Source organism: Herbaspirillum sp. VT-16-41 (assembly GCF_001994935.1).
GTDB lineage: Bacteria > Pseudomonadota > Gammaproteobacteria > Burkholderiales > Burkholderiaceae_D > Herbaspirillum > Herbaspirillum frisingense.
Window position 1 is genome coordinate 23,837 of the sequence record NZ_MUXB01000222.1, and the last position, 24,928, is coordinate 48,764.

At 55.3% G+C, this 24,928-nt stretch carries 22 protein-coding genes; 11 read left to right on the forward strand and 11 right to left on the reverse strand.

What is annotated here, in order from left to right:
* Positions 1–165 precede the first annotated feature (165 nt).
* The 6 genes from BTM36_RS26690 to BTM36_RS26715 all read right to left on the reverse strand — a co-directional run bounded on the left by BTM36_RS26690 (position 166) and on the right by BTM36_RS26715 (position 6,125).
* Entirely contained in the window at positions 166–1,104 is a 939-nt protein-coding gene (locus tag BTM36_RS26690) for a cation diffusion facilitator family transporter (RefSeq protein WP_034302259.1), read from the reverse strand.
* Positions 1,105–1,304: 200 nt separating this feature from the next.
* A complete protein-coding gene (locus tag BTM36_RS26695) occupies positions 1,305–2,207 on the reverse strand; it encodes an abortive infection family protein (RefSeq protein WP_034302260.1) in 903 nt (300 codons plus the stop codon).
* Positions 2,208–2,786: 579 nt separating this feature from the next.
* Positions 2,787–3,590 carry a TIGR02391 family protein gene (locus BTM36_RS26700; protein ID WP_034302262.1) on the reverse strand — a complete coding sequence of 268 codons (804 nt, stop codon included), beginning with the start codon at positions 3,588–3,590 and terminating at the stop codon, positions 2,787–2,789.
* A 95-nt stretch (positions 3,591–3,685) separates the two neighbouring features.
* Positions 3,686–4,525 carry a hypothetical protein gene (locus tag BTM36_RS26705; protein ID WP_077238576.1) on the reverse strand — a complete coding sequence of 280 codons (840 nt, stop codon included), beginning with the start codon at positions 4,523–4,525 and terminating at the stop codon, positions 3,686–3,688.
* A gap of 51 nt (positions 4,526–4,576) precedes the next feature.
* Complete coding sequence (locus BTM36_RS26710; RefSeq protein WP_077238577.1) at positions 4,577–5,086, reverse strand: helix-turn-helix domain-containing protein; 510 nt, start codon at positions 5,084–5,086, stop codon at positions 4,577–4,579.
* Positions 5,064–6,125 (reverse strand): DNA-binding protein, encoded by a 1,062-nt coding sequence (locus tag BTM36_RS26715; protein ID WP_077238578.1) that lies wholly within the window; start codon positions 6,123–6,125, stop codon positions 5,064–5,066. Before BTM36_RS26715 ends, BTM36_RS26710 begins: the two co-directional genes overlap by 23 nt.
* Before the next feature lie 170 nt (positions 6,126–6,295).
* Between BTM36_RS26715 and BTM36_RS26720 the strand changes: the two genes are divergently transcribed.
* On the forward strand, positions 6,296–7,291 hold the full coding sequence (locus BTM36_RS26720) for a site-specific integrase (RefSeq protein ID WP_034302275.1): 996 nt from the start codon (positions 6,296–6,298) through the stop codon (positions 7,289–7,291).
* Between the two features lie 188 nt (positions 7,292–7,479).
* Here BTM36_RS26720 and BTM36_RS26725 read toward each other — a convergent pair whose 3' ends face one another.
* Positions 7,480–7,662 carry a hypothetical protein gene (locus BTM36_RS26725; protein ID WP_034302277.1) on the reverse strand — a complete coding sequence of 61 codons (183 nt, stop codon included), beginning with the start codon at positions 7,660–7,662 and terminating at the stop codon, positions 7,480–7,482.
* Between the two features lie 282 nt (positions 7,663–7,944).
* Between BTM36_RS26725 and BTM36_RS26730 the strand changes: the two genes are divergently transcribed.
* The 6 genes from BTM36_RS26730 (at position 7,945) to BTM36_RS26755 (ending at position 12,817) form a co-directional block, all read left to right on the forward strand.
* Positions 7,945–8,547, forward strand: coding sequence for a phosphatase PAP2 family protein (locus BTM36_RS26730; protein ID WP_034302279.1), 603 nt, complete (start codon positions 7,945–7,947; stop codon positions 8,545–8,547).
* Positions 8,548–8,611: 64 nt separating this feature from the next.
* A complete protein-coding gene (locus BTM36_RS26735; protein WP_034302281.1) occupies positions 8,612–9,382 on the forward strand; it encodes a membrane protein in 771 nt (256 codons plus the stop codon).
* A 70-nt stretch (positions 9,383–9,452) separates the two neighbouring features.
* Positions 9,453–10,211 (forward strand): hypothetical protein, encoded by a 759-nt coding sequence (locus BTM36_RS26740; RefSeq protein WP_077238579.1) that lies wholly within the window; start codon positions 9,453–9,455, stop codon positions 10,209–10,211.
* A gap of 21 nt (positions 10,212–10,232) precedes the next feature.
* Complete coding sequence (locus BTM36_RS26745; RefSeq protein WP_034302295.1) at positions 10,233–10,898, forward strand: response regulator transcription factor; 666 nt, start codon at positions 10,233–10,235, stop codon at positions 10,896–10,898.
* Positions 10,874–12,259 carry an ATP-binding protein gene (locus tag BTM36_RS26750; protein ID WP_034302296.1) on the forward strand — a complete coding sequence of 462 codons (1,386 nt, stop codon included), beginning with the start codon at positions 10,874–10,876 and terminating at the stop codon, positions 12,257–12,259. Before BTM36_RS26745 ends, BTM36_RS26750 begins: the two co-directional genes overlap by 25 nt.
* Before the next feature lie 9 nt (positions 12,260–12,268).
* A complete protein-coding gene (locus tag BTM36_RS26755) occupies positions 12,269–12,817 on the forward strand; it encodes a cytochrome b (RefSeq protein ID WP_051516901.1) in 549 nt (182 codons plus the stop codon).
* Between the two features lie 295 nt (positions 12,818–13,112).
* Here BTM36_RS26755 and BTM36_RS26760 read toward each other — a convergent pair whose 3' ends face one another.
* From BTM36_RS26760 to BTM36_RS28195, 3 genes are all read right to left on the reverse strand, one after another.
* Positions 13,113–13,589 (reverse strand): 3'-5' exoribonuclease, encoded by a 477-nt coding sequence (locus BTM36_RS26760; protein ID WP_034302351.1) that lies wholly within the window; start codon positions 13,587–13,589, stop codon positions 13,113–13,115.
* A 14-nt stretch (positions 13,590–13,603) separates the two neighbouring features.
* Positions 13,604–14,185 carry a 3'-5' exonuclease gene (locus tag BTM36_RS26765; RefSeq protein WP_034302298.1) on the reverse strand — a complete coding sequence of 194 codons (582 nt, stop codon included), beginning with the start codon at positions 14,183–14,185 and terminating at the stop codon, positions 13,604–13,606.
* 130 nt (positions 14,186–14,315) lie between these two features.
* A complete protein-coding gene (locus BTM36_RS28195) occupies positions 14,316–14,534 on the reverse strand; it encodes a hypothetical protein (protein ID WP_034302300.1) in 219 nt (72 codons plus the stop codon).
* 416 nt (positions 14,535–14,950) lie between these two features.
* On the opposite strand from BTM36_RS28195, the gene BTM36_RS26770 reads away from it, so the two are divergent.
* A complete protein-coding gene (locus tag BTM36_RS26770; protein WP_077238580.1) occupies positions 14,951–17,887 on the forward strand; it encodes a Tn3 family transposase in 2,937 nt (978 codons plus the stop codon).
* Here BTM36_RS26770 and BTM36_RS26775 read toward each other — a convergent pair.
* Positions 17,799–20,546: an EAL domain-containing protein gene (locus tag BTM36_RS26775; RefSeq protein WP_077238581.1), complete on the reverse strand. Its 2,748-nt coding sequence runs from the start codon at positions 20,544–20,546 to the stop codon at positions 17,799–17,801. The two genes, BTM36_RS26770 and BTM36_RS26775, sit on opposite strands and share 89 nt — an antisense overlap.
* A 289-nt stretch (positions 20,547–20,835) precedes the next feature.
* Here BTM36_RS26775 and BTM36_RS26780 point away from each other — a divergent pair, with 289 nt between their 5' ends.
* From BTM36_RS26780 to BTM36_RS26790, 3 genes are all read left to right on the forward strand, one after another.
* Positions 20,836–21,072 (forward strand): hypothetical protein, encoded by a 237-nt coding sequence (locus tag BTM36_RS26780; protein ID WP_077238582.1) that lies wholly within the window; start codon positions 20,836–20,838, stop codon positions 21,070–21,072.
* Positions 21,073–21,266: 194 nt separating this feature from the next.
* A complete protein-coding gene (locus BTM36_RS26785) occupies positions 21,267–23,225 on the forward strand; it encodes a phosphatidylserine/phosphatidylglycerophosphate/cardiolipin synthase family protein (protein ID WP_077238583.1) in 1,959 nt (652 codons plus the stop codon).
* A 7-nt stretch (positions 23,226–23,232) separates the two neighbouring features.
* Positions 23,233–24,870, forward strand: a complete 1,638-nt coding sequence (locus tag BTM36_RS26790) for a DUF6396 domain-containing protein (protein WP_254427109.1) — start codon at positions 23,233–23,235, stop codon at positions 24,868–24,870.
* The last annotated feature ends 58 nt before the right edge of the window (positions 24,871–24,928 follow it).

Genomic DNA, 24,928 nt, shown 5'->3' on the forward strand with positions numbered 1-24,928 from the left:
CCAGAATCCTGCTCATGACGGAGAGCGGGATAACAGAGGCATGGACGCAGCGCTACTTAGAATTATTTGAAGCAACCGTATCACAACCCGGGAAATCACCTGCTGGCTCGATATTGCCCTCAATTCTGTTTCCCGCCACACCCGATAAAATGTCAACGAGCCAGATTAGTCGGAGTGATCCCGATCCGGCCGGTGCCATGGATCAATATGTGTCATCAGGTTAAGTACCCGATGGCGCTGCATTACTCGCTGCCTGGCTAAGACAGCAATCTCGTGCCCTGCCTCCACACTAATCAGTGCATCGACTTCGATATGGGCGTCGACTACGATCATGTCTCCCATCTTTCGGGTACGTACATCGTGAATTCCATTTACTCCGGGAGTATCCAGGAGGGTGCTCCGAATCGCATCTACCTCGTCTTGATCTACGGCGCGATCCATCAGATCGTGAAGTGCCTCCCAACCGAACTCCCAACCCATCTTGATAACCATGACACCTACTATCAAGGCCGCAATGGGATCGAGGATTGGGTATCCGGCCAAATTGCCTACAATGCCGACTCCAACGACTAAAGATGATGCAGCGTCGGACCGCGCATGCCAAGCGTTGGCGACCAACATGCTAGATTTCACTCGCTTTGCGACTCGTAGCATGTAACGGAACAGGAGCTCTTTAGCCAGTAACGCTCCACATGCTACCCACAATGCCACGACGTGAACTTCTTGCACACTTTCGGGGTTCTCAAGTTTGACTATTGCCGACCAAAGCATGCCGACGCCAACGGTAAGGAGTAATACGCCTAACACGAGTGATGCAGCGGTTTCAAATCGATGATGCCCGTATGGATGCTCCTCGTCAGCATCCTTTTTGCTGTGATGGTTCGCGAATAGCACAACGAAATCAGCAACCAAATCTGAGAGCGAGTGGATGCCATCGGCAATCAGACCTTGAGACTTGGAAAATATCCCGACCATGATTTGCAACAACGTCAGCATAAGATTTACGGCAACACTAACCCAAGTACTCTGCGAGGCGGCCTTCGCGCGGTCCAGTTGGGTATGTTCAGTATCTTCGGTGTCGTCAGAAAAATCGTTGTAATGCATAAGTGACAATTGTTGGAGTTTTTGAAGGAACGATTATGCCCGAGCAATCTTAGCCTGGACTTAGCCCCTTGACCGAAAACTGACGGCTCCAATGCCGCCTGACTGGTATTACGATGGGACGGCATTGGTTGAAACCTGACCTTCGCGTGTGGATGCTTGCCCACGCCAGGTGTCTTCCCTCAGTTGCGCCCAAGATGCGCTCAACTGCCGCGATCCAAATGAGTCTCCGCCAAGAAGACTGCCAGGGTCGACGCGGCGCCGACCGCGAGCCTTGCGTGGCGAGCCTGTAACCCTTTCGCTCCAGCAGCCTTGCCATGACCGGTCCCATAGTGGTTGCGAAGCTCTGCCACACCTTGGGTGATTGTGGCTAGATTGCTGAGCAGCCGCTTGATGGTATCGGCGGCCTTGGCTTGATCTGGGATGTTCGCCGGGGTGAGATCGAGTTCCTTAACCGCCAGCTTTACTAGTTCGGGGATGTCTGCATTTTTTGAGAAAGCAACGCTACGTTCTTCGAGGATCGTCTTGCAGCAAGTTTCGACGAGCTCCTTTGCCGTGCCGATTGCCAAGCCGGGGTCATTGACTACGGAAGACTCCATCCTGGTGATCTGCTGGGCGACATATCCAAGATCAGCAATGGCGAGAGCTTCGCGGGCGGCTGCGATTCCAGGCGTCTGGAGTAGGCCGACATCACGACCTACGAAAATTGGCCTCCCAGACATCCTAGTCTTCTCGACAAGCTTGAAACCGTCATTTTGAAGATATTGGTTAAACATCTGCAAGATCCGCTCGACTTCAGTAGGGTCGGAGCGAACCACAGGATGCAAGGTCTCGCAAAGAAAGCGGAGGAATGTCTCATCGTCGCCGTGGGCCAAGTTAAAGCGGCTGTCGTAAAAAATCCAGTCGTCGTCCCAGTCGAAGTTATTGACTCGATGCTGCCAGATGTCACCAGCTGCGTCGGTGAATCGCGGGTCCGTTGAAGGCATCGCCGACAGGTCGTATATCCGCGAGAGGAATCCGGATTCTTCCAGACGGCCACACCAACTAACCTTCTCGACGGACATGGCATCAATAATGTCGCGGCGGGTAAGTTCAGAAATCTTCACGACTACTCCGTAATGCGGTTGAGATTTTTCCTTGATCAGCAGCCTTCCCAAGTGGCCGCCGAAAATTTCACCATTAGAGGGTCGGCCGTGAGTCTGGAAATTTTTGCAGAATTTTAGCTAAATAGTTGATTTGATTGTTTTTTTAAATAAAGCGCCAGTCTTCTTGCGAGCCAGCCGAGATAACGAAAAATTTCGGATATCAGCGTAAATGTAACTAAGCCGCCTCATGGATGTTGGGTACGACGCCCCATTTGGGATTGGGTTTCAAAGGCATTGATCGTCGAATTACGACCCGAAGAGGACGTAAATCTTTCTTCGCAACAAATCGTTTCCGCCGGAATGCGCGTGGCCCCGTCATGCGGAAAATTTCTCGTTCTTCTCGAATGCGCTCACGTAGTGGATTCATAGAATTCTAGAGTTCCCATTTACATCAGGCTTTTGCTTTGTGGGCGCTTAACCTGCAGCATCACCCCTTGTGGGGAGCCGGCTCCGAGAAAGCAAACGTTTGGATAAAAGCAGAAAAGTAATTAGCGACCGATTTTTATATTCAAGTTTGATCTGTAGGTCTGACCTGCTCCACTAGCTTTCGCGTTGACGGGCTACGCGATCCAGTCGGCGATGTGTCATCGACACAAGACTCAGAAGATCTTGCGCATCTTCTTTTGTCATTTCCCAATGAATCTTTGCCTCGTGGGCGGCGGGGTTTCTAAACATGCCAAAGGTACCCTTGAGGAGATTCATGAAGCCCTTTTGTTCGCTTCTCTCATTCTCGTTTGATAGCGAATTTATCCGGAGCATAGGATTGTCACCACCAAAAGCTAGATCGACAAGTTGCCCACCATCCAGGGACAGGCCCGTGAGCGAGCGAATCCTCGAAAAGACACTTTTCACAGCCTCCAAAACGGCATGGAAGTAATTGCGAACAAGAAGCTCCTCTCTGCAATATTTCAGGACCTCGTCATGAACTTTTCGTAGCACCATGTCGGCACGAAGTTCATCTGCTCGCCTTTGAGCTTGCGAAATAGTTGAAACCTTCTCTGTACTAATCAATTCCCCTGATTCATTAACCGCCATTTCGACAAAAGAAAGCGCTTGATTCAGTAGAACCCGCAAAGCCTCAAAACGACTCGGATCTTTCAGGTGCCGCTCGGGTCTCATTGATTTCCGGATAAATGCCAATATTCCTACTCTGTCTTGACGCATATTTTGGTCGTGAACGAAAGCGTTAAATATTCGCGTCCGTTTGTTTTGCCCTTGGCTGATGTCTCTAAATCTACATTCGAGGATTAGGTAGTCGATCTCCGAGTTCGTTAGCCCAATGCTCGTATCACCCAGAGCATTTGAAATAGCAGTCAATTGGCTCGCAGTAAATATGAAAGTCATTTCAGGGTCGATCCAGATTTCCGGACTTCTTGCATCATGGTGGCGAAGTAAAGTTTTGAGTGCTATGGATAATAATTCTGACGATACCGGACTGGTTACGTAATGCCGCGAACTCGATGCGCGTGTATGACACTCTTAGCCTCTTGCAGGACCTCTGCATAAATGTCGGCAGAAGACTCCAGAATTTTCTCAATTACACGCGGATGCTCTTCTGTGCTGACCGTAAATTCGATTACCCCAAATCGGTTTGCAATCTCGGCGACGGATGCTTTACCCCAGGAATCTTCGGCCATGCCATCAGGATGAAGGACGACACTGTGGAAATACCCTCTTTCATCGCGCTTAGTGCCTTCGAATAGCGGCGAGAATTTTACTGCTAATAGAGCTGCTGGCTTCAGGCCAGTCAGCTCATGCAACGCTTCCGCATACGCGGCGCAGTTGCCATAGGTGTATTGAGCCGCTTTGTATGCCGGAATATACGGTTCGACTCGACGCGGAATTTCTGCAACGTAGTGAGGATTTGCCTGGATCTCTAAAGTGGCGCGAGCGATCAATGCCTCATCAGGTTGACTTCTCAGAGGCAATGACCGGAGTTTCGCCTCGTCATAAAAACGGGTATAGACACAACCATTTCCAAATCCATTCTTGCGGATGATCTTGAAAAGGATGCCCTCATTGAACTCAACTATATTCTTGACGCCTCGCACGTCAAAAATTCTGTCCTGATTGTCTGCGACGTATACCCTCAACGGTGTAAGCTGGTCCAGCGGAATATCCTCTCGCCGTTCGGCGGACACCGACCACCAATCCACATGGAGAAGCCAGCCTGTAAGTCTGGCCAAAGCTACAGCGAAATTGACGCAATCATTTGCCTCCCACTCCCCAATAGAGCGCGGATTAAAGGCGGTGCGCTGTTTGATCTTCGCTTGTCCCATATATCGTCCTTATTAATGGCTCAATAATAAATTTTCATCTGTCTGGTGTCATTAAATTCCCCACAATGCGCTCCTGGCGGAGCCAAGCTGGCATGCTAAACCGGCAATTTGTCGCCAGATGTGCGCTCTTGCTTGCGCATCGTCCGCAGTCTCTTCTACGGCCATGATGACCAGCTCAAGGGGCGTTTCGTCTAGGAAAGTGCCGATGTTGGAAGTGTAGTCCGGCGAGCAGCTTCCAGTCTGCAACACACCACGCAACAGGTCGGGCGAAATTTCGGTTCGATAAGACACGCTAATATTCTTCGCTGCCATCCAGAGCCCGCGCTTGGTGAGCCGAGCTGAGGTGCTCAGTCCTCCGAAAGAGAGACTAAGCAATTGCAGTAAAGCGGCCAACTGGCTATAGCCCATGTCGGGAAGAGTTCCGTTCTCCAAAGCGATGAGGGTCTGGGCGTCCATGCCGCTGAAAGCGGCCAGTTGCTGAGACGAAAGGCCCACTTCTTGGCGGCGAGCTCTGACAGCGCCCCCGATTTCAGGGAGCCTAATCATGGCGAACACCTTCATGGCTATTTGACACCGCAGCAGCCGTGTTATCTGGACGCTGCGCGAAGATCTTATCAATCCACGCGGCCTTGTCCCGCTCGGCTTGCTCGGCCTTGCGTTCTGCAATGGCCAGTTGACTCGTCAGCATTTCAACCTGGTTGCCGGCGACCGCTACACCGGCCCTGGCCTCGATGAGCGCCTGCTGCGCCATGTCGAGTCGGCGCTCTGCGTCGGCTCGGGCTACGGTCAATTCCTGAAGTTGAGCGGCTTGCTGGTTTCGCTCCGAGCGAACCTGATCCAATTCAGCGCGCGCTTCCGACAGGGCGTCGCGAAGTCGTTCTAGTTCGCTCACTTGGTGCGCTAACGTGGCCTCCTGTTGGCCAAGCTTCATTTGCTGGGCCTCCTGGCGCCGCTGGCCCGCGATATTTTCCTGTTCAAGGCGCGCAAGACGCTGCTCGAAAGCCTGCCGCTCCTCGGCGCGCTGGCGCGCGGCCGCCTCCTGGAAGTGCTCGAACTGGGTGCGGGTCTGCGCCAGTTGCTGGCTCAAGGCATGAGCCTCGGCGGCACGATCAGTCAGCCGCTGCTGAAGGCCGGCATTCTCAGTCTGTGCGGCCGTGAGGACAAGCGCATTGGCCTGCAGATCCTGCTGGCATCTCGCCAAGGTTTGCTGAGTCTGGTCGTGTTCTCGGGCTAAGGTGGTGTGGGCCAGGCGCAGTTGGGCTTCGCCGGCCAGGGCTGCCTCTCTCTGGCTACGCATCACCGCCTGCGCTTGCTCGTGTGCCTCGTTGGCGGCTTCCAACTGCTTAACGACATCATCCTGAAGCCGCTGGTAGACGCACTTGACGGCCTCCACCAGATCGACTGGCAAGCCGGTGTCGCCGCCGGCAACCACTTCCTGATGTTCGGCCTTCCAGCGCTTGAGCATGGGAGCGATGGTGCTCTTGCTTCCCGTATCTCCGAGTGCTTCGCGAACCGTGTCGATGGTGGGTGCTTTTCCAGCAGCGGCCAGCTTGGAGGCCGCTTTGGCGACTTGTGAGTAGAGGATGCCGGCACGGGCCATGAGAACTCCATCAAATAAGATATCGTAGTACGTTATACGTAATAATACGTTTTAATACAATTCATAATTTATGGAAAAGTCCACCTTATAGTACTCTATAAAGTCGGTTATCGAATGTTATAGTGCGTCATTCCTCGTTTATGCCGTCGCGTTGCGGTACATTAGCCAAAATGAGCGACAAATTGCCATCTCCTAAAATTATCACCGCCATTGGCGGTGCTATAGCTGCCGATACGCTTTTACCTGCGGATGCTGAAGCGGCTCACAGGAATTTCCTCGCAGCGGCCACGTCCGAAAATACCCGGCGCACGTATCGTTCGGCCATTCGACATTTCCTGGCTTGGGGCGGGATCTTGCCGGCTGACGAGAATGCAGTGATCCGCTACCTGCTGGCACACGCTAGCAACCTCAATGCGCGTACTCTGGCGTTGCGCCTGACGGCCTTATCACAATGGCATCTCTATCAAGGCTTTGCTGATCCTGCGAGCACGCCCACAGTCCGCAAGACACTGAAAGGTATCGGGCGAACTCACGGACGTCCAAAAAAACAGGCCAAGGCCCTCCCGGTCGAAGATCTTGAAAAGATCATCTTGAAGCTGGACTCCTTAGATACCCTCAAAGCCAAGCGGGATAGCGCGCTGCTACAACTGGGATTTTTTGGCGGTTTTCGGAGAAGTGAGCTAGCAGGCTTACAGATTTCTGATCTCGCATGGGAACCGGATGGATTGATCGTGATGCTGCAGCGCTCCAAGACTGACCAGCAAGGCCAGGGGATCGTCAAGGCAATCCCCTACGGCACCGGCCCGTGCTGCCCAGCGACCGCTCTAAGAGGCTGGCTGGAGACCGCGGGAATTGGCGACGGAGCGGTATTTCGCTCCATCAACAAATGGGCGATGCTAGGCGAGCATGCCATCCACCCCGCCAGCATCAATGCGATCCTGGCTGATTGCGCAAGTATGGCGGGCTTGGACTACGTGCCGGATCTCTCCAGCCATAGTTTGCGTCGAGGCATGGCAACTAGCGCTTACCGCGCCGGGGCAGACTTCCGAGATATCAAGCGTCAAGGCGGCTGGCGCCACGACGGAACGGTACAGGGCTATATCGAAGAAGCTGGCAGATTCGAAGAAAATGCAGCAGCTCACCTGCTAAAAAGGCGCACCAGCTGATTGCACCGGATCCAAGCGGGATACACCCACTTGGCGTGAGCCTCGGCCAGCCGCGCGTTCTTCTTCGCCGAGTAGTGAGGAGTTATGCCAGTGCAATCCATCCGTGAGAGCACGGAGAAGCCCAGCAAGATGATGACGGCGTTGCCCCCATACCGGCCATTCAAATTTCAAATGGCCGGCTTGCTACTTTAGGCGTGCGTATCGATCATCGTGCCCAGGGTTCCCGACATCGGCTTGGCCTTTTCGACTTCACCCGGGCGGCTATTGTCATGATCCCCGTCACTATCGACTTTGCTGGCGTTCTGGCGCGGATTGGCCGCCACAACATTGTTGTAAAAGCTGCTGGAGAGACTACTGATCGCTGAAGTCATGGATAGCTCCTTTAGTTGATGGATGTTGCCAGATAATAACTCTGGCAGCATGAGCCTATTGACCAAGACTTAGCCAGACCTTAGGCCGCCTCGATATCTGCTATCTAGCTTCTGCGGCAATGTTTTACTGCTTAATGTGGACTCAGTCTCGGCTAAGTTTTCCGGGATACATTTCCACATCTCTCAATCTTCATGATCATTTTACAAAGAACGATGCGCCGTGATTGATGCAAGCCATCATCAGGTTGAGCGCCCGCTATCGTTCACTACCAAAGCACCGCTATGGAAAATATCAATAAGATTTTCTTCTTGTGGTTGAACGCCGCTGCCCATCCCCCTCAGTTTGCCGTTGACCTGGCCACGGTCATTGCAGCACTCCAGATCTGGATCATTCCGCTTACGATTGCCCTGATTTGGCTGCGCGGTGATGCGTGTCAGCGCAGAGCCATGCTTGCAGCGACCGCAGCCGGTCTGACTGCATTGATGACAAATCAATTGATAGGCATGATCTGGTGGCATCCTCGGCCGTTCATGATCGGATTGGGACACACACTAATCCCACACGCCGCCGACTCTTCTTTTCCCAGCGATCATCTGTCTTTGTGGTGGGCGGTAGCCTTCACTTTCCTATTCACCCCTTCGCTGAGATTCTCTGGGATTGTTCTCGGCTTGCTGGGCATACCGCTGGCATGGGCACGTATCTATCTCGGCGTGCACTTCCCGTTCGACATGGCAGGTGCCGCCTTCGTGGCGATGCTTAGCACCACCCTCATTCACCATCTTCCTCATGGGTTTCTTAGTTCCACCTACAACGTCGCGATCCGTATTCATTGCCGCATATTCTCTAGGTTCATCGTGAGAGGGTGGATTCGTGGCGCCACCTAAGTGAGAGCTAAGTCCAAGGATTAAGACTTCTCACTCAACATCTGATTTTCATGAGGAGAGCAACATGGACAGTCAACAAGTCAAGCTCCACCAGTACTGGATGAACAAGGTTCCCGAAATCGGCTTGTGGTTCTGGATCATCAAGATCATGTCCACTACGGTAGGCGAGACCGGGGCAGATTTTCTGGCCTTCAATGTTGGATGGGGCCAGGCAATCACCAGTGCGATCATGGCAACCTTCCTTGTCACCGTTCTTTTTGCACAGTTGAACACTCGCCGTCATATCCCTTGGCTCTATTGGATGAGCGTGATACTGATCAGCATCGTGGGCACCCAGATCACCGATCTCATGACCGATAGCCTGGGTATTAGCTTGTATGTCAGCACCGGCATCTTTTCGCTGTTGCTAGCCCTGATCTTCTTAGTGTGGTATCGCGTCGAGGACAGCCTTTCCATTCACCATATCGTGTCACGTCGCAGAGAGCTTTTCTATTGGGCCGCCATCCTGTGTACCTTCGCTCTGGGCACCGCCGCCGGTGACCTGGCAACGGAAGCATGGGGCCTGGGATTTGCTTGGGGAGCGGTGACCTTCGGCACGCTGATCGCAATCACTTACCTCGCCTGGCGTCGGGGTGGCAATGCGGTTACCAGCTTCTGGATTGGCTACATCTTGACAAGACCTTTCGGCGCAGCGCTGGGCGATCTGCTGACACAAAACAAGGCAGACGGCGGCTTGGGAATGGGAACAATGTGGACCAGTGCATTGTTCCTCGCGGTCATCATCATGTTGGTAGCCGCCGCCCAGGTCGGTACCAGCAGGCAGCGATCAGCCTGAACGTCAGGCGGGCGATGAAACATTAGCTCGACGAACTGCCGCTTCTACAATCAATGTCGAAAGAAGATAGATGAAAACATATTCTGAAAATGTATTGGCAAAAGTGCCCGAAGTGACTCTGGGATTCTGGCTCATCAAGATCGCAGCGACCACGCTTGGTGAGACCGGAGGTGACGCGGCTTCCATGTCGATGAACCTCGGCTATCTAACTAGCACGGGCATCTTCGCAGCGCTGTTCCTGATCGCTGTGGCGTACCAGATCAAGTCCAAAACCTTCCATCCTTTGATCTATTGGGCCACGATTATCGCCACTACCACCGTCGGTACCACGCTGGCTGATTTTGCGGATCGCTCCTTGGGGATCGGTTACGCCGGTGGCACCACCTTGTTGTCCGCGCTTTTACTGGGGTCCCTGTTGTATTGGAAGCGCACGCTCGGTTCTGTTTCTGTGAACACGGTAAGCAGCCCGCGAGCAGAAATGTTCTACTGGATCACGATCATGTTTTCGCAGACATTGGGCACGGCACTTGGGGACTGGACAGCGGATAGTGCAGGACTGGGCTATACCGGCGCGGCTGCGGTTTTCGGTGGACTGCTCGCTTTGTTGGTGTTGGCCTACTACGGAACAAAAATCTCTCGCACACTGCTATTCTGGACGGCATTCATATTGACGCGGCCACTGGGAGCCGTGGTGGGCGACTTTCTCGATAAACCTTTGAGTGCCGGTGGCCTGGCTCTGAGCCGCTACGGTGCATCCATCGCATTGCTGGCATTCATGCTGTGCGCCATGCTGGTCTTCCGGCAGAGAGCGGCAACGGCATCACATTGATACCATTCGAATGGAGGCGACATGCGAGTACTGCTGGTCGAAGATGACGCGATGATTGGTGAGGCGATTCAGGCCGCCTTGAAGGATGCATCGTACGCGGTAGACTGGATCAAGGACGGACAAATCGCCATCACGACCATCACTGGCCAACACTACGATATCGCTCTTCTGGATTTGGGCTTACCTGGCAAGGACGGGTTAGATGTTTTGAGGAGCATACGCGCAAAAGACATACCAATTCCTTTGCTCATCATCACGGCGCGTGATGGCCTTGATGATCGCTTGCAAGGCCTAGATGGCGGCGCAGATGACTACGTCCTCAAGCCGTTTCAGATGGCCGAGCTGCTGGCCCGCATGCGCGCGGTTTTGCGGCGCAAGGGTGGAATCGCTTCTCCTTTACTCACCAATGGACTGCTATCGCTCGACCCGGCTAGCAAGGAGGCAAGTCTGCGAGATGGAGGCTCGATACAGTTGTCCAACCGTGAGTTCGCTCTGCTCCAGGCATTATTGATGCGTCCGGGAGCAATTCTGTCGCGCAGCGAATTGGAAGACAGAATTTATGGCTGGAACGAGGAAGTCGAAAGCAATGCGGTCGAGTATTTAATCCATTCCTTGCGCAGAAAGCTTGGCAGCGACATCATCAAAAACGTCAGGGGGGTAGGATGGATGGTCTCAAAAGCCGGCTGAACGAATCGGTTCAGTTGAAGCTCTCCGTCATGCTTTGCTTGGCGATTTTAATAGTAGCCATAGTAGCGGGGGTATTTTCATTCGTTTCCGCGCTAGATGAATCGCACGAATTACAGGACGATATGCTTCGTCAAATCGCTCACCTGATGGAGCGTCAGCGACTTTCGCCTGCTTCTCCTGTGCCAGAGGTTAGTTACGCTTCTTCGAACGAAGAGTCTCGTGTCATTGTTCAACATCTTGGTTATTCCGCCAACAAAGCGGAAATAGATGCTGAAGAAGCACTTCCTCTTTCGTCCACGTTGACGGATGGCCTACACGACATTGATGCGGCGGGAGAGAATTTTCGTGTGCTGGTTCAGACGATGCCCGGCGGAGAACGCATCGCTGTCGCCCAAGAATCTGATTTTCGCAACGAAATCGCCAGAGACGGTGCGCTGAGAACCATCATGCCTTTCTTGCTTCTGGTTCCCGTCCTGTTGTTGATCGTCGCCGATCTGATCCGAAAGATGTTCCGTCCCATTGCGGCATTATCCAAGGAAGTGGACCAACGCCAGGATGAGCAATTGCATCCGGTAGAGGCAAGTCATTTCCCTGTCGAGGTAAGACCGTTTGCAGTAGCGATTAATCGATTGCTCGGTCGGATAGATCAATCCATGGCCTCGCAGCGGCGATTCGTCGCGGACGCTGCGCATGAACTGCGCTCTCCCATGACGGCCATCTCTCTGCAGGCGGAAAGGTTGGAAGAGGCTGACATGTCCGAACAGGCAAGCCAACGCTTGCGCGCATTACGGGAAGGAATCGACAGAGGCCGTAACCTCCTCAATCAACTGCTAGCGTTGGCAAAAGCCCAATCATCCGTTTCCGCCGTGGCTACGCCTATCTCCGTTCAGTTCATTTATCGCCGCGTGTTGGAGGACCTGATGCCATTGGCCGAGTCCAAGCAAATCGATATCGGCGTGGATGGTCAGCGAGATGCCCACCTGTTGGTTGACGAGCTCGATCTGTTTTCGCTCCTCAGAAATCTTGTTGATAACGCCGTTCGCTATACCCCGAATGGTGGCAAGGTGGATCTTGCAATCGAAGTTGACGATAAAAGCGTGGCCTTGATTGTCGAAGATAATGGGCCAGGTATCCCGGTGGCCGAACGAGCGCGCATCTTCGAGGCATTCCACCGGTTGCTGGGCAGCGGTCAGATCGGTTCTGGGTTAGGTTTGTCGATCGTGAAGGCCATCGCAGACAGGTTGGGTGCAAGCATCACGCTTGGCTTTCGTGACGAATCTAGTCAATCCGGCCTGCGCGTGACGGTCAATATTCCGAGTCAATTAGTGAGCCAGATAGAAGTCGAAGTCAGTGAAATCTAAGGAGCTATTATGTCGAACAGTATTCAAGAACAATATTCGCCCGTTGCCAAGTTTTTCCATTGGATCACGGTGCTGCTCATCATCGCCCAATGCACCATCGGCTGGACCATGGCAGATGTGGATGATCTGCAATCGCCCGAAGGATTGGTCAGTCTCCATATCTCGGTCGGATTGCTGATCCTCCTGGTCATGCTGGGCAGACTGGTTTGGCGCCTGATCAGTCCGGCGCCGAAACCGCTCCATACGCGTGTGACCCTCACCGTAATTGCAGCCAAGTTCGTGCACGGCGGACTCTACCTTCTTCTCGCCATCTCACCCATCCTGGGTTGGATGAATGCTGCAGAGCGTGGCTGGAACCTGTCCTTCTTCGGCTTGATGCAGCTGCCCGCAATCTTCCCTGCAAATTCCGATTTGCTGGCCACGATCGGGGATTGGCATATTGCGTCGGTCTGGGCACTATTAGCGCTGATCGGCTTACATGTATGCGCTGCTCTCTACCATCAAATTATTCTGAAAGATGGAACCCTTACTCGAATGCTTCCCTCAAGCAATCGATAGCCTACAGTCTGCTCATTGAATGCTTTTTGCTTCAATGAGCAATTCATGCAAAGTCGCTTCATATGATTGCTGGGTATCTACCCTGTGCCCTTAAGATGATTTTTCACTTAGTTAGCTTAGATGAAGTTTTCGACGCATCACTTTGGGTATTCGCCCTATCAGGCATCGCTGGCAGCATCATAGGAGGCTATTTCCTGTATAAGTGCTGGGATGGACGATGTCCGTTATTGGAAGCTATCCAATCGCATTATGAATCAGCGCTCAACAATGTGAAAATCGAACGGCCATCTCAGGGCTACGGTGAATTAGAAGGAACTTCACGGAAAGCATAACAATTTGCTCTGGCATCATTGAGGGCATGATGCTCAGGCAGCTTATGTTCCTGATGAAACTCATAACGCAATAGCTCATTGATGCGATCAGCAACGAGGCGGCGCTTGCACCATGGAGGCACGCGGCCATCCAGGGCGTTATAAAAGAGGTCCCAATCAGTCTGGTAGTCGTAGCAAATGAAGACCTCTTGATCTTTCGGCCTTACCAGCCTGAGCCAGTTGGTCATCTGGACATAGAGATCGTCCTTGGTCATTTCGGCATGGGGTGCGTATCCTAAGAGTGGAAGCACTGCTGCCTTGACGAACTCGCTGCATTCGCGCACCTCGTAGCGAAGCTCGGCGTAAAACTCTTCGCCACTCTGTGCCACCAAGCCGATACTGATCAACTGCGGATCAAGGAAGTCAGTGAACTCCGTATCGATAAAGACGTTGAACGACACCGTGTACTCCCTCATTAAACAACCGCGCTGCCTTGGCTTTGGCCCGAAAGCGTGGCATGCCCCAATACCCAAGGCATCAGCTTAGCAATGTTGACTGCGTCGTCCAGTCCACGATGATGCTGCCCCTCCAGCCTGATGCCGGCTAGCGCGCACGCCCGAACCATGCCAACTTCCTTGCCAATGCGCTGGGCCTTTGCAAAAAGCCGTTTGGCATTCTGGTGGGGCATGGTCAAAGGCATGGCGATGCCATGACGCTGGACCTCCCTGGTCAACTGTTTGTGATCGTAAGCTCCCCAGCTCATCCAGACAGCATCGGTCGATACCATGTCGTTGACGAAGGCTTGAAGCGCCTGTGCTGCGACAGGGAGCAAGGGGGCCTGATCGACTTCTTCTTGCGTGATACCGATCAATTGTTTGCAAAATGGCGTGAGTGTCGGTCGCACCATCGGTTTGACCAGATGTTGAAAGCGTTCGAGCACCACGCCGCCTTCAGTGGTCCAGCAAGCGCCAATTTCAATGATTTCCATCTCTTCCGGCGCAATGCTGCCGTCGTCCGAACAGGTCGCTTCCAGGTCAACTACAAGAATTCTTGCCACGTGATCCTCTTGATTAAGGGGGAGCCGACGATGGAGGAAAATTTCGCATGCGAAATTACCGCCTTTAGTGACTAAAGGATCTGTTGATTTCGCAGCTTGAGCCGGCTCATTTCGGGCTAGTTGGTAGCTATCAGCTAGCTGAGAAATGTTTGCTGCTGAATTTGCGGCTGATCCGCGTGGAAAATATTCGGCCGTTCATCGGGCGCGATGGCCGGGTGGTGACGGCAATCGCACCGTCATGAATGGACAGGAACACACGTTGGCCTATCTTCCAGTCCGTCAACGCCTTCGGCCATGAGACTTTGCCGCCGCGTTCGAGGATGGTGGAGTAGGTTTGACGTTTTTTCATACAAGCCAATGTTGTTCAATTTTTCGGTTTTGATCAGAGCCGATCACGTTCTGCTGTATTTCGTGCTGCAGTTTATAGCATCTCGTGGACACAATTTATTCATGTCGTGATCTGCGTTGGCTTACGGAAGTAACCACGCGCAAGAGTGTGAAAAATTGCCATTGACAACCATTCAGCGTCTGATGCAATGTCCCGTTGCTGGCCGGGACAGGCGTTTTACAGCTAGCGCGACACGCTGCTTGCGGCGGTCAATCGTCCAACGAATTCCGTAGCGTACAGTTTTTTCCATTTTGCACATCGGGGGAAAATTTCAAATAAAAATCGCCAATTAGTTTCGTCCGCCCAGGAGAGGTTGCCACGAATCTCTTCATGCCGAAAGCAGTGTCTACTTCCCGCCTTAAGAGGAATTCACCGACATGCCACGCCGCTCCATTCTTTCAGCCGCTGAACAGGCGAGCCTGATTACCTTCCCCGAGTCACAAGACGAGTTGATTCAGCACTATACGCTCAACGACACCGATCTGGCCCTGATTCGTCAACGTCGAGGCGATGCTAACCGGCTTGGCTTTGCCGTCCAGCTCTGTATGTTGCGGTTTCCTGGATATGCCTTCGGCAACGACCGGGAAGTGCCAGCCCATGTGGTGCAGTGGGTCGCACGTCAAGTGCGAGCAAATCCGGACATGTGGGGCGACTACGCTCAGAGAGATACCACGCGAAGAGAGCACCTCCAGGAGCTGCGAAGCTATCTGTCAGTACGTCCGTTCGGGCTGGCGGATTATCGCTTCCTCGTCCATCAAATGACAGACTTGGCGACGCAGACAGATAAGCCGATCGTTCTCGCTGCCAACGCATTACAACAGCTGCGCAATCGCAGCGTAATCCTGCCTGCAGTATCTGTGATCGATCGGATATGCGCGGAGGGGATCAGTCGCGCGAACAAGAAGATCTACCGTACCTTGACAGAGCCGCTCTCCGATATCCATCGGCGCAGCTTGGACGCGCTGCTGACAAACCGTCCCGGCACCGGCGTGACGATGTTGTCTTGGCTTCGGCAATCACCTCGAAAACCAAATTCCCGCTTCATGATGGAGCACATCGAGCGGCTTAAAGCGTTCCAAGCAGTGAATCTGCCAGAGGGGATCGGTCGTTACGTCCATCAGAATCGGTTACTCAAGATAGCGCGTGAAGGCGGTCAGATGGTGCCGCGCGACTTGTCCAGATTCGAAGATCTGCGGCGTTACGCCACTTTGGTAGCGCTTGCCATCGAGGGGATGGCGACCGTGACCGATGAAATAGTGGATCTTCACGACCGCATACTCATGCGCCTGTTTAATGCGGCCAAAAACAAACACCAACAGCGGTTCCATCAGCAGGGTAAGGCCATCAACGAAAAAATCTTGTTGTACACCCGCATCGGCAAGGCACTGGTAGAAGCTAAGCTGGCAGGTATGGACCCGTATGACGCGATCGAGGCCGTATTGCCATGGGATGAATTTGCCAAAAGCATCGATGAGGCCGCGCATCTTGCACAGCCTGAGTCATTCGATCATCTGTATTTGATGGGAGAACATTTCAATACCTTGCGTCGCTATACCCCAGAATTTCTGGATGTATTGGAGCTCCGGGCGGCGCCAGCCGCGCAGAGCGTTCTCGACGCGATTGAGGTGGTGAAAGAGATGAACCTCAAGGGTGCCAGGAAGGTGACCGAAGATGCTCCAGTCGACTTTATCAAGGCACGCTGGCGCCCCTTGGTCCTCACAGACGATGGAATCGATCGTCGCTTCTACGAAATGTGCGTCCTTGTGGAATTGAAGAATTCTTTACGCTCCGGGGACATTTGGGTCAGAGGCTCTCGCCAGTTCAGGGATTTTGAAGACTATCTTCTGCCGGTCGAAAAATTTACCGCCATGCGACGGGATGCGGAACTTCCATTGACAAACCGCCTGGCACTTCTCCAGGAGCAGCTGGAAAAAGTGAATCATCTGGCGCTTGCGCAGGAACTACCCGACGCCATCATTACGGATTCCGGACTAAAAATCACCCCGCTTGATGCGGCGGTACCAGAGTCCGCCCAGGCGCTGATCGATCAAGCAAGCGTGATCCTACCTCGGGTCAAAATTACGGAATTACTCATGGAGGTTGATGACTGGACGGGCTTTACCCGGCATTTCACCCACCTGAAGTCCGGCGAGGTCACAAAAGATCGTACGTTATTGCTCTCTGCGATCTTGGCAGACGCAATTAACTTGGGCTTAAACAAGATGGCCGATTCCACACCCGGCACGACCTACGCCAAACTCTCATGGTTACAAGCTTGGCATATACGGGATGAGACCTATACCGCCGGACTGGCCGACTTGACCAATGCTCAATTGCGCAATCCCTTCGCAGCGAACTGGGGTAGTGGGACGACATCCTCTTCCGATGCTCAGCGATTTCGCGCCAGCGGGAAGGCTGAAAGCACCGGGCATGTCAACCCAAAATACGGTACCGAACCAGGACACCTTTTCTATACCCATATTACCGACCAGTATTCGCCGTTCTACGGCAAGCCTATCAGCGTCGGCGTGCGCGACTCGACTTACGTCCTTGATGGCTTGCTTTACCACGAGTCAGAACTCCGCATCGAGGAGCATTACACAGATACCGCTGGCTTTACGGATCACGTCTTTGCATTGATGCATTTGCTCGGATTTAAGTTTGCGCCACGAATTCGAGATCTGGCCGATACCAAGCTGTATGTGCCATCAAGAGAGCAGGACTACCATGCGTTAAGGACGATGATCGGAGGGACGCTTAACATTAAGCATCTACGTGCCCATTGGGACGAAGTATTGCGGCTCGCCACGTCAATCAAGCAGGGTTCCGTGACTGCCTCCTTGATGATCCGCAAGCTCGGTAGCTATCCTCGCCAAAACGGACTTGCTATTGCATTGCGGGAATTCGGGAGAATTGAACGGACGCTATTTATTCTGGAGTGGCTTCAGGATGTCGAGCTGCGCCGCAGAGTACATGCCGGCCTAAATAAGGGCGAAGCCAGAAATGCCTTGGCACGCGCCGTCTTCTTCAATCGTCTGGGGGAGATCCGCGACCGCAACTATGAGCAGCAGCGTTACCGTGCAAGCGGCCTCACGCTCGTCACTAGCGCCATTGTGCTTTGGAATACCGTATATCTGGAACGCGTCATTGAGGCGTTGCGAGCGCAAGGAAAAGATATTGAGGATGCACTGTTGTCATTCTTATCACCGCTGGGCTGGGAGCACATCAATCTGACTGGAGACTATCTCTGGCGGCAAAGCAAACGACTGGAAATAGGGCAGTATCGGCCTTTGCGAAACGCTGAAAAGCCTTAGCGTACAATTTTTCCCGTTTCCTCAATTTCCCCCACCCCAGACGACGCAAGGCCGCCCACTGCTCGCCGGTCTCCACCCCTTCCGCGACCACATCCAGCCCCAGGCCTTGCGCCAGGTTGACGATGGTCTGCACGATGGACCAGGCATGCGGCGTCTGCAGCATGTCCTGCACGAAGGATCGATCGATCTTCAACTGGTCCAGCGGCAGTTTCTTGAGATAGCTCAGCGACGAATAGCCCGTACCGAAATCATCCAGCGAGAAGCCAAGGCCGGTCTCCTTGAGCATGGCCATGCGCGTGATGAGCGTATCGACGTCGGTGAGCAGCATGCTTTCGGTCAACTCCAGCTTGAGCCGGCGCGGATTGGCACCGGTGCGCTCCAGGATGTCCAGCACACATTGCGCGAAGTCAGGCTGGCGGAACTGGCGCGCGCTGACATTGACCGCGATGGTCAGGTGGGCCGTCTGCGCATCGCCAGCCCAGGCGGCCAGCTGCTCGCAGGCAGTGGTCAGCGCCCATTGTCCGAACTCCACGATCAGGCCGGCCTTTTCCGCCTGGCCGATGAAGGCCGCCGGATACACCATCCCGCGTTGCGGATGCTGCCAGCGCATCAGCGCCTCTACACCGGCGAGGCTGCCGTCGGCACGCACGATGGGCTGGTAATGCAGGCGCAGTTCGCGCCGTACCAGGGCGTGACGCAGATCGTTTTCCAGCATCGCCATCTGGTCCAGCACTTCCTGCATGGAGGGACAGAAGAAGCGATAGGTATTGCGCCCGGCGGCCTTGGCCTCGTACATCGCCATGTCGGCCTGGCGCAGCAGGTCATTGACGGTATGCCGGCCGGCCCCGAACAGCACCACCCCCAGGCTGGGCGTACTGCGCACCTCACTGCCCTGCAGTTCGTAGCCGGCATTGAGCGCGGTGAGGATCTTGCGGCAGACGCATTCGGCATTGTTCTCCGCTTCCTCGATCTGGCTGCCCAGGTTTTCCAGCAGGATGACGAATTCATCCCCACCCAGGCGGGCCACGGTATCGATTTCGCGCGTGACCTGCTGCAGGCGCATGGCCACCAGTTCCAGCAGGCGATCACCGGTATCGTGACCCATGGTGTCGTTGAGGCCCTTGAAGTTGTCCAGGTCGACGAAGATCACCGCGCCATACTGCCCGGCGCGCGCATACCGCGCCACCGCCTGTGACAGGCGATCCAGCAGCAGGCGCCGGTTGGGCAGGTCGGTCAGGCCATCGTAATAGGCCAGGCGCGCAATCTCCTCCTCGGCCGCCTTGCGTGCGCTGATGTCCATGCGCGTGCCCACCATGCGCAGCGGACGGCCGTGCGTATCGCGCTCGACCAGCTTGCCGCGGCACTGTATCCAGACCCAGTGCCCTTCCTTGTGGCGCATCTGGTATTCGGCCTCGAAGCAATGGCGACTATCGGCCAGATGCAGGCGCAACGCATGATCCAGGGCCGCCATGTGCTCCGGGTTGACCAGTGTGCGCCATTCGCCCGGGGCGTCGAACTGGCGCTCGGGCGGATAGCCGAGCATGGCATTGGCACGCCCGTCGACGCTGCGCGTATCGGCCTGGATATGCCAGTCCCACAGCCCCAGATTGGCCCCGGACAAGGCCAGCTCCATGCGTTCGGTCATCTCCGCATGCTGCAGCTCGCGCTGGTGGGTGAGCACCTGCACCGCACGCCGCCGTCCCTGCAACAATGCCAGCACCAGCGCCGCCGCCAGGGCGAACAGCAGCCACATGAGCAGGAACGAATGTGCCGGCTCATGCCAGCCGGCATTGATATGGTCGACGCTACGCGAGAGGCTGATGACCAGGGTCTTGTCCAGCCCCAGCTCGCGGCTGGTGATGGTCCGCTGCACCATCATGCGCGCCTGGCCCTGGGCGTCCTTGCCGGTCTGCACGCTGGTGATCTCGCCACTGCGCAGATGTTGGCGCAGGAAATCGTCCGGCCCCGCGCGGCCCTGCCCGGCCTGTCGCATCTGGGCCGCATTGGCCGGCACGAACAGCAGGCGCCGCCCGTCTTCGCCAGTGATGGCAATGCTCATGTCGTCCGCGTAGAGCGCCGAACGCATCACGGCATCGAAGTATTCGGGATTGAGGATGGCGCTGACCGCGCCCTCGACGCGGCCATCGGCCGTGGTGATGGGCAGCGACAGCTTGATGTTGAACACGCCCGGCGTATTTTCGAAGGGCTGCGAGACATACATCACCTGCCCCGACGACATGCGCGGGATCTGCGAGAGGAAATCGCGGTCGTCCAGACGGCGATCGGCGATGTCGTCGGCCGAGCGCACGATATGGCCGCTGCCATTGAGCACCACGATGGCGCGCACACCCGGCATGGCGCGCTTGAGCGATTGCAGTAGCAGGCTCTGGCAATCCGCATGACAGCTGGCACCGTCGGCCTGGGCATTGCGGGCACTCTCCAGCGCATTGCGCACGCCCTGGAACTGATGGGCCAGATTTTCTTCGATGATGCGGGCCTGGGTCTGCATGCGCGTGGTCTCGTCGGCATGGATCAGACGCCGCTCGGACCACACGAAGTTGGCGATCAGCAAGGCCGAAAAACCCAGTGCGGCCGCATAGGCACACCATTCGATCATGGTGCGACTGTAGCCATCGCCTCCCTGCCTGTTGGTTCTCATGATGCGGTTCCTTCCTCACGCCATTGCGGGCGCCATTGGGTCGATTGGAACGCAGTCTAGGGTCGGCACCACGGGCGCGGTACATACACAGCCCGTCAGCCAGGGGGAACACAGTTCGCAGTCGCGGAAAAACCACCACAACAGCCGCAAAAGCAGTACAGATGCGGCCCTGCGCGCTACAGCACAGCACGCCATGGTGTGGCGCGCAGGCCGCAGGCTTTCTATCCTGCGTCCATCCCGGCTGTTCCCGGCCCGCGCCAGATGAAGGGAAACCGACTACGGAGGAAGAATGGATATCGAAGTGATGGGGCAATACGAGATCGTGCTGGAGGCGTTTTCCAACCTGTCCAATACCGGTTGGATGCCTTTCGTCACCATCTACCGCGGCCGTTCCAGTTCGCGCCGCAGTATCTGCGTGGTCCAACGGCAGCGGGTGGAGACCAATCTGCCGGCCCACAGCCGCGAACAGGCCATTGAAGCAGCACGGGCGTTCGCGGCGCAGCGCATTGGCAAGGGCCGGCTCTAGGGCCTTTGCGGATTCATCTACATATTCCGGGCGTTGTGGCCGATGACATGGAACCCCCGGTGTGATTACCCCGGGCCTCGAATATCTACGGTAGGAAGGCATTAGATCGAAGCAGGAAGCGAGATAGACCAGACAGTCGGCCGATACTGGCCGACTTTTTGGACTGTCTCTCGCTTCTTCACCCTTCTACGATCATGCCCACCACCCACCGCAAATCCCGCGTCCCCATCAGTGAAGCCTCGCCCATCAGCTGGGGCAGTGCGCAATGGCTGCTCGAAAGCGAGCACGACAAGCACGCTCCCATCCACCGCTGCAACAAGCTGACCATGCTCTACTGCGGCGAGGAAGGCTTTCGCAGCATCCTCAACGACATCAAGCAAGCCCGCACCAGTGTGGAGATCATCTGCTGGGGCTTCGACCCGGCCATGGAGCTGGAGCGTGAAGGAGGTCAATGGCCACGTGGCGAGAGCTGGGGCACACTGCTGCGCAATGTTGCCGCAGGCCGCTACAACGGCGGCAAGCCGGTGCAGGTGCGGCTGTTGTCGTGGTACGGCTTCATCGGCAGCTCGCTGGCCAAGAACATGCCGGGGTTCCGGCAGTCCAGCCCCTATGAACCCAACGTGCGCAACCTGTACCGCATGGGTAGGCAAGAAAAGTTGCCCCCGTCGGCCGACGATCCCCAGGGCATGCGCGAAGCCTTCAACGCCCAGTGGTACCACGAAGCCGAACAGGGCCTGATCGAAAATCTGAGTCTGCGCACTCGCGATGGCGACGTCAGCGCGGTGCTGGGCAGCCTGTCCGAGGAACCCGGCAAGCGCGGCCTGCTGGAGACCGTCGGCATGGCCGTGGTCGCCACGGATCACCAGAAGACCATTCTCATCGATTACGAACACGAAGGCGGTGTGCATGCGGTCGGGTATGTGATGGGCCTGAATTCGGTGACCGACTACTGGGATACCGAAGAACACCTGTTCCACGATCCACGCCGCGGCGAGTCGTGGGAAGGTGGTACCAAGGATGGCCAACCTGGCCTCAAGCCCTACCAGGACTATGCCTGCCGCATCCAGGGAGAGGCGCTGGTGGGCATCAGCAAGAACTTCACCGATGCCTGGAACCGCGCCAAGGGACGAGGCTCCTCGCTCAAGCGTGAGCACGACGTGCATCGCCCGCCTCCTGGCCTGTGGGAGCCCCTGAGAGGCCAGGCCACGGTCAATGCCCAGATCGTGCGCAGCCAGCCGGAAGAAGGCGACAAGACCATCAAGCGCCTGTATCGCCAGGCCAGCAGTTTTGCGCGCAGTTACCTGTATGTGGAAAACCAGTATTTCCAGTACACCGAGTGGGCGCAGGAACTCAAGGAAAACCGTAACAACTTCGTCCAGGGATGCCAGCGCGCCGGCCTGAGCCTGGACGATGTACCGGTGCTGCATGTGATGGCGGTGATTCCGGCCCCGGAACTGGCGCAGATGGTGCCACGTACCTACGACACGGTACGCGCCCTGGGCCATGGAGAGTCCATGCCCAATCAGGACAAGCTGATCGAAGACGAACTCCAGAAGCAGCGTGACTGGGAGCGCTATGCCAGCGAGAAGCGCGCCAAGGGTGAAGTGCCGAACCCCATGCTCAAACCGGCAGGGCCCTCGGCCCTGGCCCAAAGCGCTGCATCGACCGGTACCAGCAAGGAGAACGTCAGCGAGCAACTGAAGACATTGGGCATGCGTACGCTCATCGGCACCTTGTGGACCTACGACCATGCGTGGCGCTCACGAACTCCCTTGAAGGAGGGTGAGTCAGCCAGGCTGGGCGAGCGCTATCGTGAAATCTATATCCACAGCAAGTTGATGGTGATCGACGACTCCATGTTTACGGTGGGCAGCGCCAACCTGAATCTGCGCTCGATGGCAGTGGATGCGGAGATCAATGTGGCTTGCGATGATCCTGCGATGAGTGCGCAGATCAGGAAGCATGTGTGGGGGAGGCATACGGGTGGGAAGCAGGATGGGGGTGGGGGGAGTCATAGTGAAATTGCCAATGCGGTTGAGAAGTGGGAGACCCTGATGGGCGAAAACTCAAAAAATAGAACTCGGGGCGAACCATCTATCGGCTTCCTTTTTCCCTTTAAAGATGAACGCGTCAGCAAGTTTCGGCTTGCATAGGCTATTGATGAAAGTACCCATCAAACTCCTGATCCTCAATTTCTTTTTTTCTACAGAATTTGCCTGCTCCATGGAAAATCCGTCACGAAACATGCCACTTAAGGCATTTGATCCTCACCGCAAAGATTTTGTCTGCAAGTATGAAAGTGATGTCGTTCCAGGAATCGACGAACAAGCGGAACAGTGGTTCCAGGAAGGGCTCGCCCTGACGAGTCATACCTTATGGCCAAACCAAAGGGACTACGTCAAGGCCGTTCGGCTATGGCAACAGGCGGCCGAGAGGAACCACTGGAAGGCCATGCTCAATTTAGCCAATGCCTATGCCCACGGATTGGGAGTCGCGCGTGATAGGGAGCGGGCAGTAAAGATAGTGGAGAGCGCTATGCTACTCGGCATACCAGCTGCATTTGATGTGATGGGGACCTATCACATGCATGGCATAGGCGTAAAACAGGATGTCAGTCGGGCCTATGCATTTTGGGAATTGGCAGCTGATATGGGTAGCCCAAGCGCCATGGCGTATCTGGGCGAAAAACTGGATGCAATTTACGATAGTCCCCCTAGTTTTTGGGGAAACCGCAAAGTCGCGCTAAAGATCCTAGAGTGCGGTTTTCAACAAAGCAACGCCGAAGCAGCCTTTCAGTTGGGTGCCGCCATCAGAGGTGAAAATGTAGAATTTGGTCTAAATAATGAGCGTGCGTTACGCATTTTGCAGGAAGGTGTGAGGCTCGGAAGCGTCAAGTCAGCAAATTACTTATTCAGTGCATTTGATGATGGCGAAAGATTGGCTGGCGGTGCAATGGATAAGAATCGCTCACAACGATACTTTGTTCTCCTTGACGCTTTAAGACGCAATCCCGACCTCCGTTTCCCCAACCTGGACAAGATTCTTCCACTTCCCCCCGCCAAGCTCCCCATGTGGAACGGCGACCGCAACACCCTGCTCGATGCGGCCAAGCCAATTCTTCCCCGACCCACCGCACCACCTCCGCCCCAACCGAACCCAGCCTGGCTGCTTACCGGCCGTGCCCATATCGAACCGGGCCGGCAACTCCCCGAGCAACCACAACGCCAGATCGTGCCGCAGTATGAAAGCACGGCCGCCCCCGAGACCGGCTACTGGATCGCCCGCCTGATGCATCCAGTCAGCAAGCGTCATCGTGCGTGGGATGCGCAGCAGCTACCGATGCGCTATCTGAAGGGGGAGCTCTTCGATCGCAGCCGGACCGGCCTGCAAGATGAAGATGGGCGCATCCGCTTCCATTATCTGGGCGAGGCCATCGACCAATTGCCACCGGCGCCAATCAAGGACGATCCCCGTGTGGCCCGCCGCGCAGCGCGCTATAGCGATATCCCGAAAACGGAGCGCTACTACAGAAGCCATTCACCTTGCCCGCGCACGGGCATATGGCGTCCTTATCTACCGGATACACATCCCTTGCATGCTTCCTTCAATCGCTGGGATCGGCAGGCCTATGTGAGAAAGGGCATGCCGTTTCCTGCCGTGGTCACGGACCGCCCCGGTATCGAAGAGAAGGACATCCTCTGGCAGTGGCTGGCCAATGCCAATGAGGTACACAACGGCCTGGAGCACGTGACGTTGACGCCCGGGGAAGATGACGACGCGCTTGGAATAGCCCCTTGAATCTCAGGACACGAAGACTCTCTTAAAATAGAGGATAGTCTTATGACCAGTTTTACGA

What these genes read in the sequence shown, in the direction of transcription:
- BTM36_RS26690 (WP_034302259.1), bottom strand. Translation starts at nt 1,104, where the DNA reads ATGCATTACAACGATTTTTCTGACGACACCGAAGATACTGAACATACC.
- BTM36_RS26700 (WP_034302262.1), bottom strand. Translation starts at nt 3,590, where the DNA reads ATGACTTTCATATTTACTGCGAGCCAATTGACTGCTATTTCAAATGCT.
- BTM36_RS26705 (WP_077238576.1), bottom strand. Translation starts at nt 4,525, where the DNA reads ATGGGACAAGCGAAGATCAAACAGCGCACCGCCTTTAATCCGCGCTCT.
- BTM36_RS26710 (WP_077238577.1), bottom strand. Translation starts at nt 5,086, where the DNA reads ATGAAGGTGTTCGCCATGATTAGGCTCCCTGAAATCGGGGGCGCTGTC.
- BTM36_RS26715 (WP_077238578.1), bottom strand. Translation starts at nt 6,125, where the DNA reads ATGGCCCGTGCCGGCATCCTCTACTCACAAGTCGCCAAAGCGGCCTCC.
- BTM36_RS26720 (WP_034302275.1), top strand. Translation starts at nt 6,296, where the DNA reads ATGAGCGACAAATTGCCATCTCCTAAAATTATCACCGCCATTGGCGGT.
- BTM36_RS26725 (WP_034302277.1), bottom strand. Translation starts at nt 7,662, where the DNA reads ATGACTTCAGCGATCAGTAGTCTCTCCAGCAGCTTTTACAACAATGTT.
- BTM36_RS26730 (WP_034302279.1), top strand. Translation starts at nt 7,945, where the DNA reads ATGGAAAATATCAATAAGATTTTCTTCTTGTGGTTGAACGCCGCTGCC.
- BTM36_RS26735 (WP_034302281.1), top strand. Translation starts at nt 8,612, where the DNA reads ATGGACAGTCAACAAGTCAAGCTCCACCAGTACTGGATGAACAAGGTT.
- BTM36_RS26740 (WP_077238579.1), top strand. Translation starts at nt 9,453, where the DNA reads ATGAAAACATATTCTGAAAATGTATTGGCAAAAGTGCCCGAAGTGACT.
- BTM36_RS26745 (WP_034302295.1), top strand. Translation starts at nt 10,233, where the DNA reads ATGCGAGTACTGCTGGTCGAAGATGACGCGATGATTGGTGAGGCGATT.
- BTM36_RS26750 (WP_034302296.1), top strand. Translation starts at nt 10,874, where the DNA reads ATGGATGGTCTCAAAAGCCGGCTGAACGAATCGGTTCAGTTGAAGCTC.
- BTM36_RS26755 (WP_051516901.1), top strand. Translation starts at nt 12,269, where the DNA reads ATGTCGAACAGTATTCAAGAACAATATTCGCCCGTTGCCAAGTTTTTC.
- BTM36_RS28195 (WP_034302300.1), bottom strand. Translation starts at nt 14,534, where the DNA reads ATGAAAAAACGTCAAACCTACTCCACCATCCTCGAACGCGGCGGCAAA.
- BTM36_RS26770 (WP_077238580.1), top strand. Translation starts at nt 14,951, where the DNA reads ATGCCACGCCGCTCCATTCTTTCAGCCGCTGAACAGGCGAGCCTGATT.
- BTM36_RS26775 (WP_077238581.1), bottom strand. Translation starts at nt 20,546, where the DNA reads ATGAGAACCAACAGGCAGGGAGGCGATGGCTACAGTCGCACCATGATC.
- BTM36_RS26780 (WP_077238582.1), top strand. Translation starts at nt 20,836, where the DNA reads ATGGATATCGAAGTGATGGGGCAATACGAGATCGTGCTGGAGGCGTTT.
- BTM36_RS26785 (WP_077238583.1), top strand. Translation starts at nt 21,267, where the DNA reads ATGCCCACCACCCACCGCAAATCCCGCGTCCCCATCAGTGAAGCCTCG.
- BTM36_RS26790 (WP_254427109.1), top strand. Translation starts at nt 23,233, where the DNA reads ATGAAAGTACCCATCAAACTCCTGATCCTCAATTTCTTTTTTTCTACA.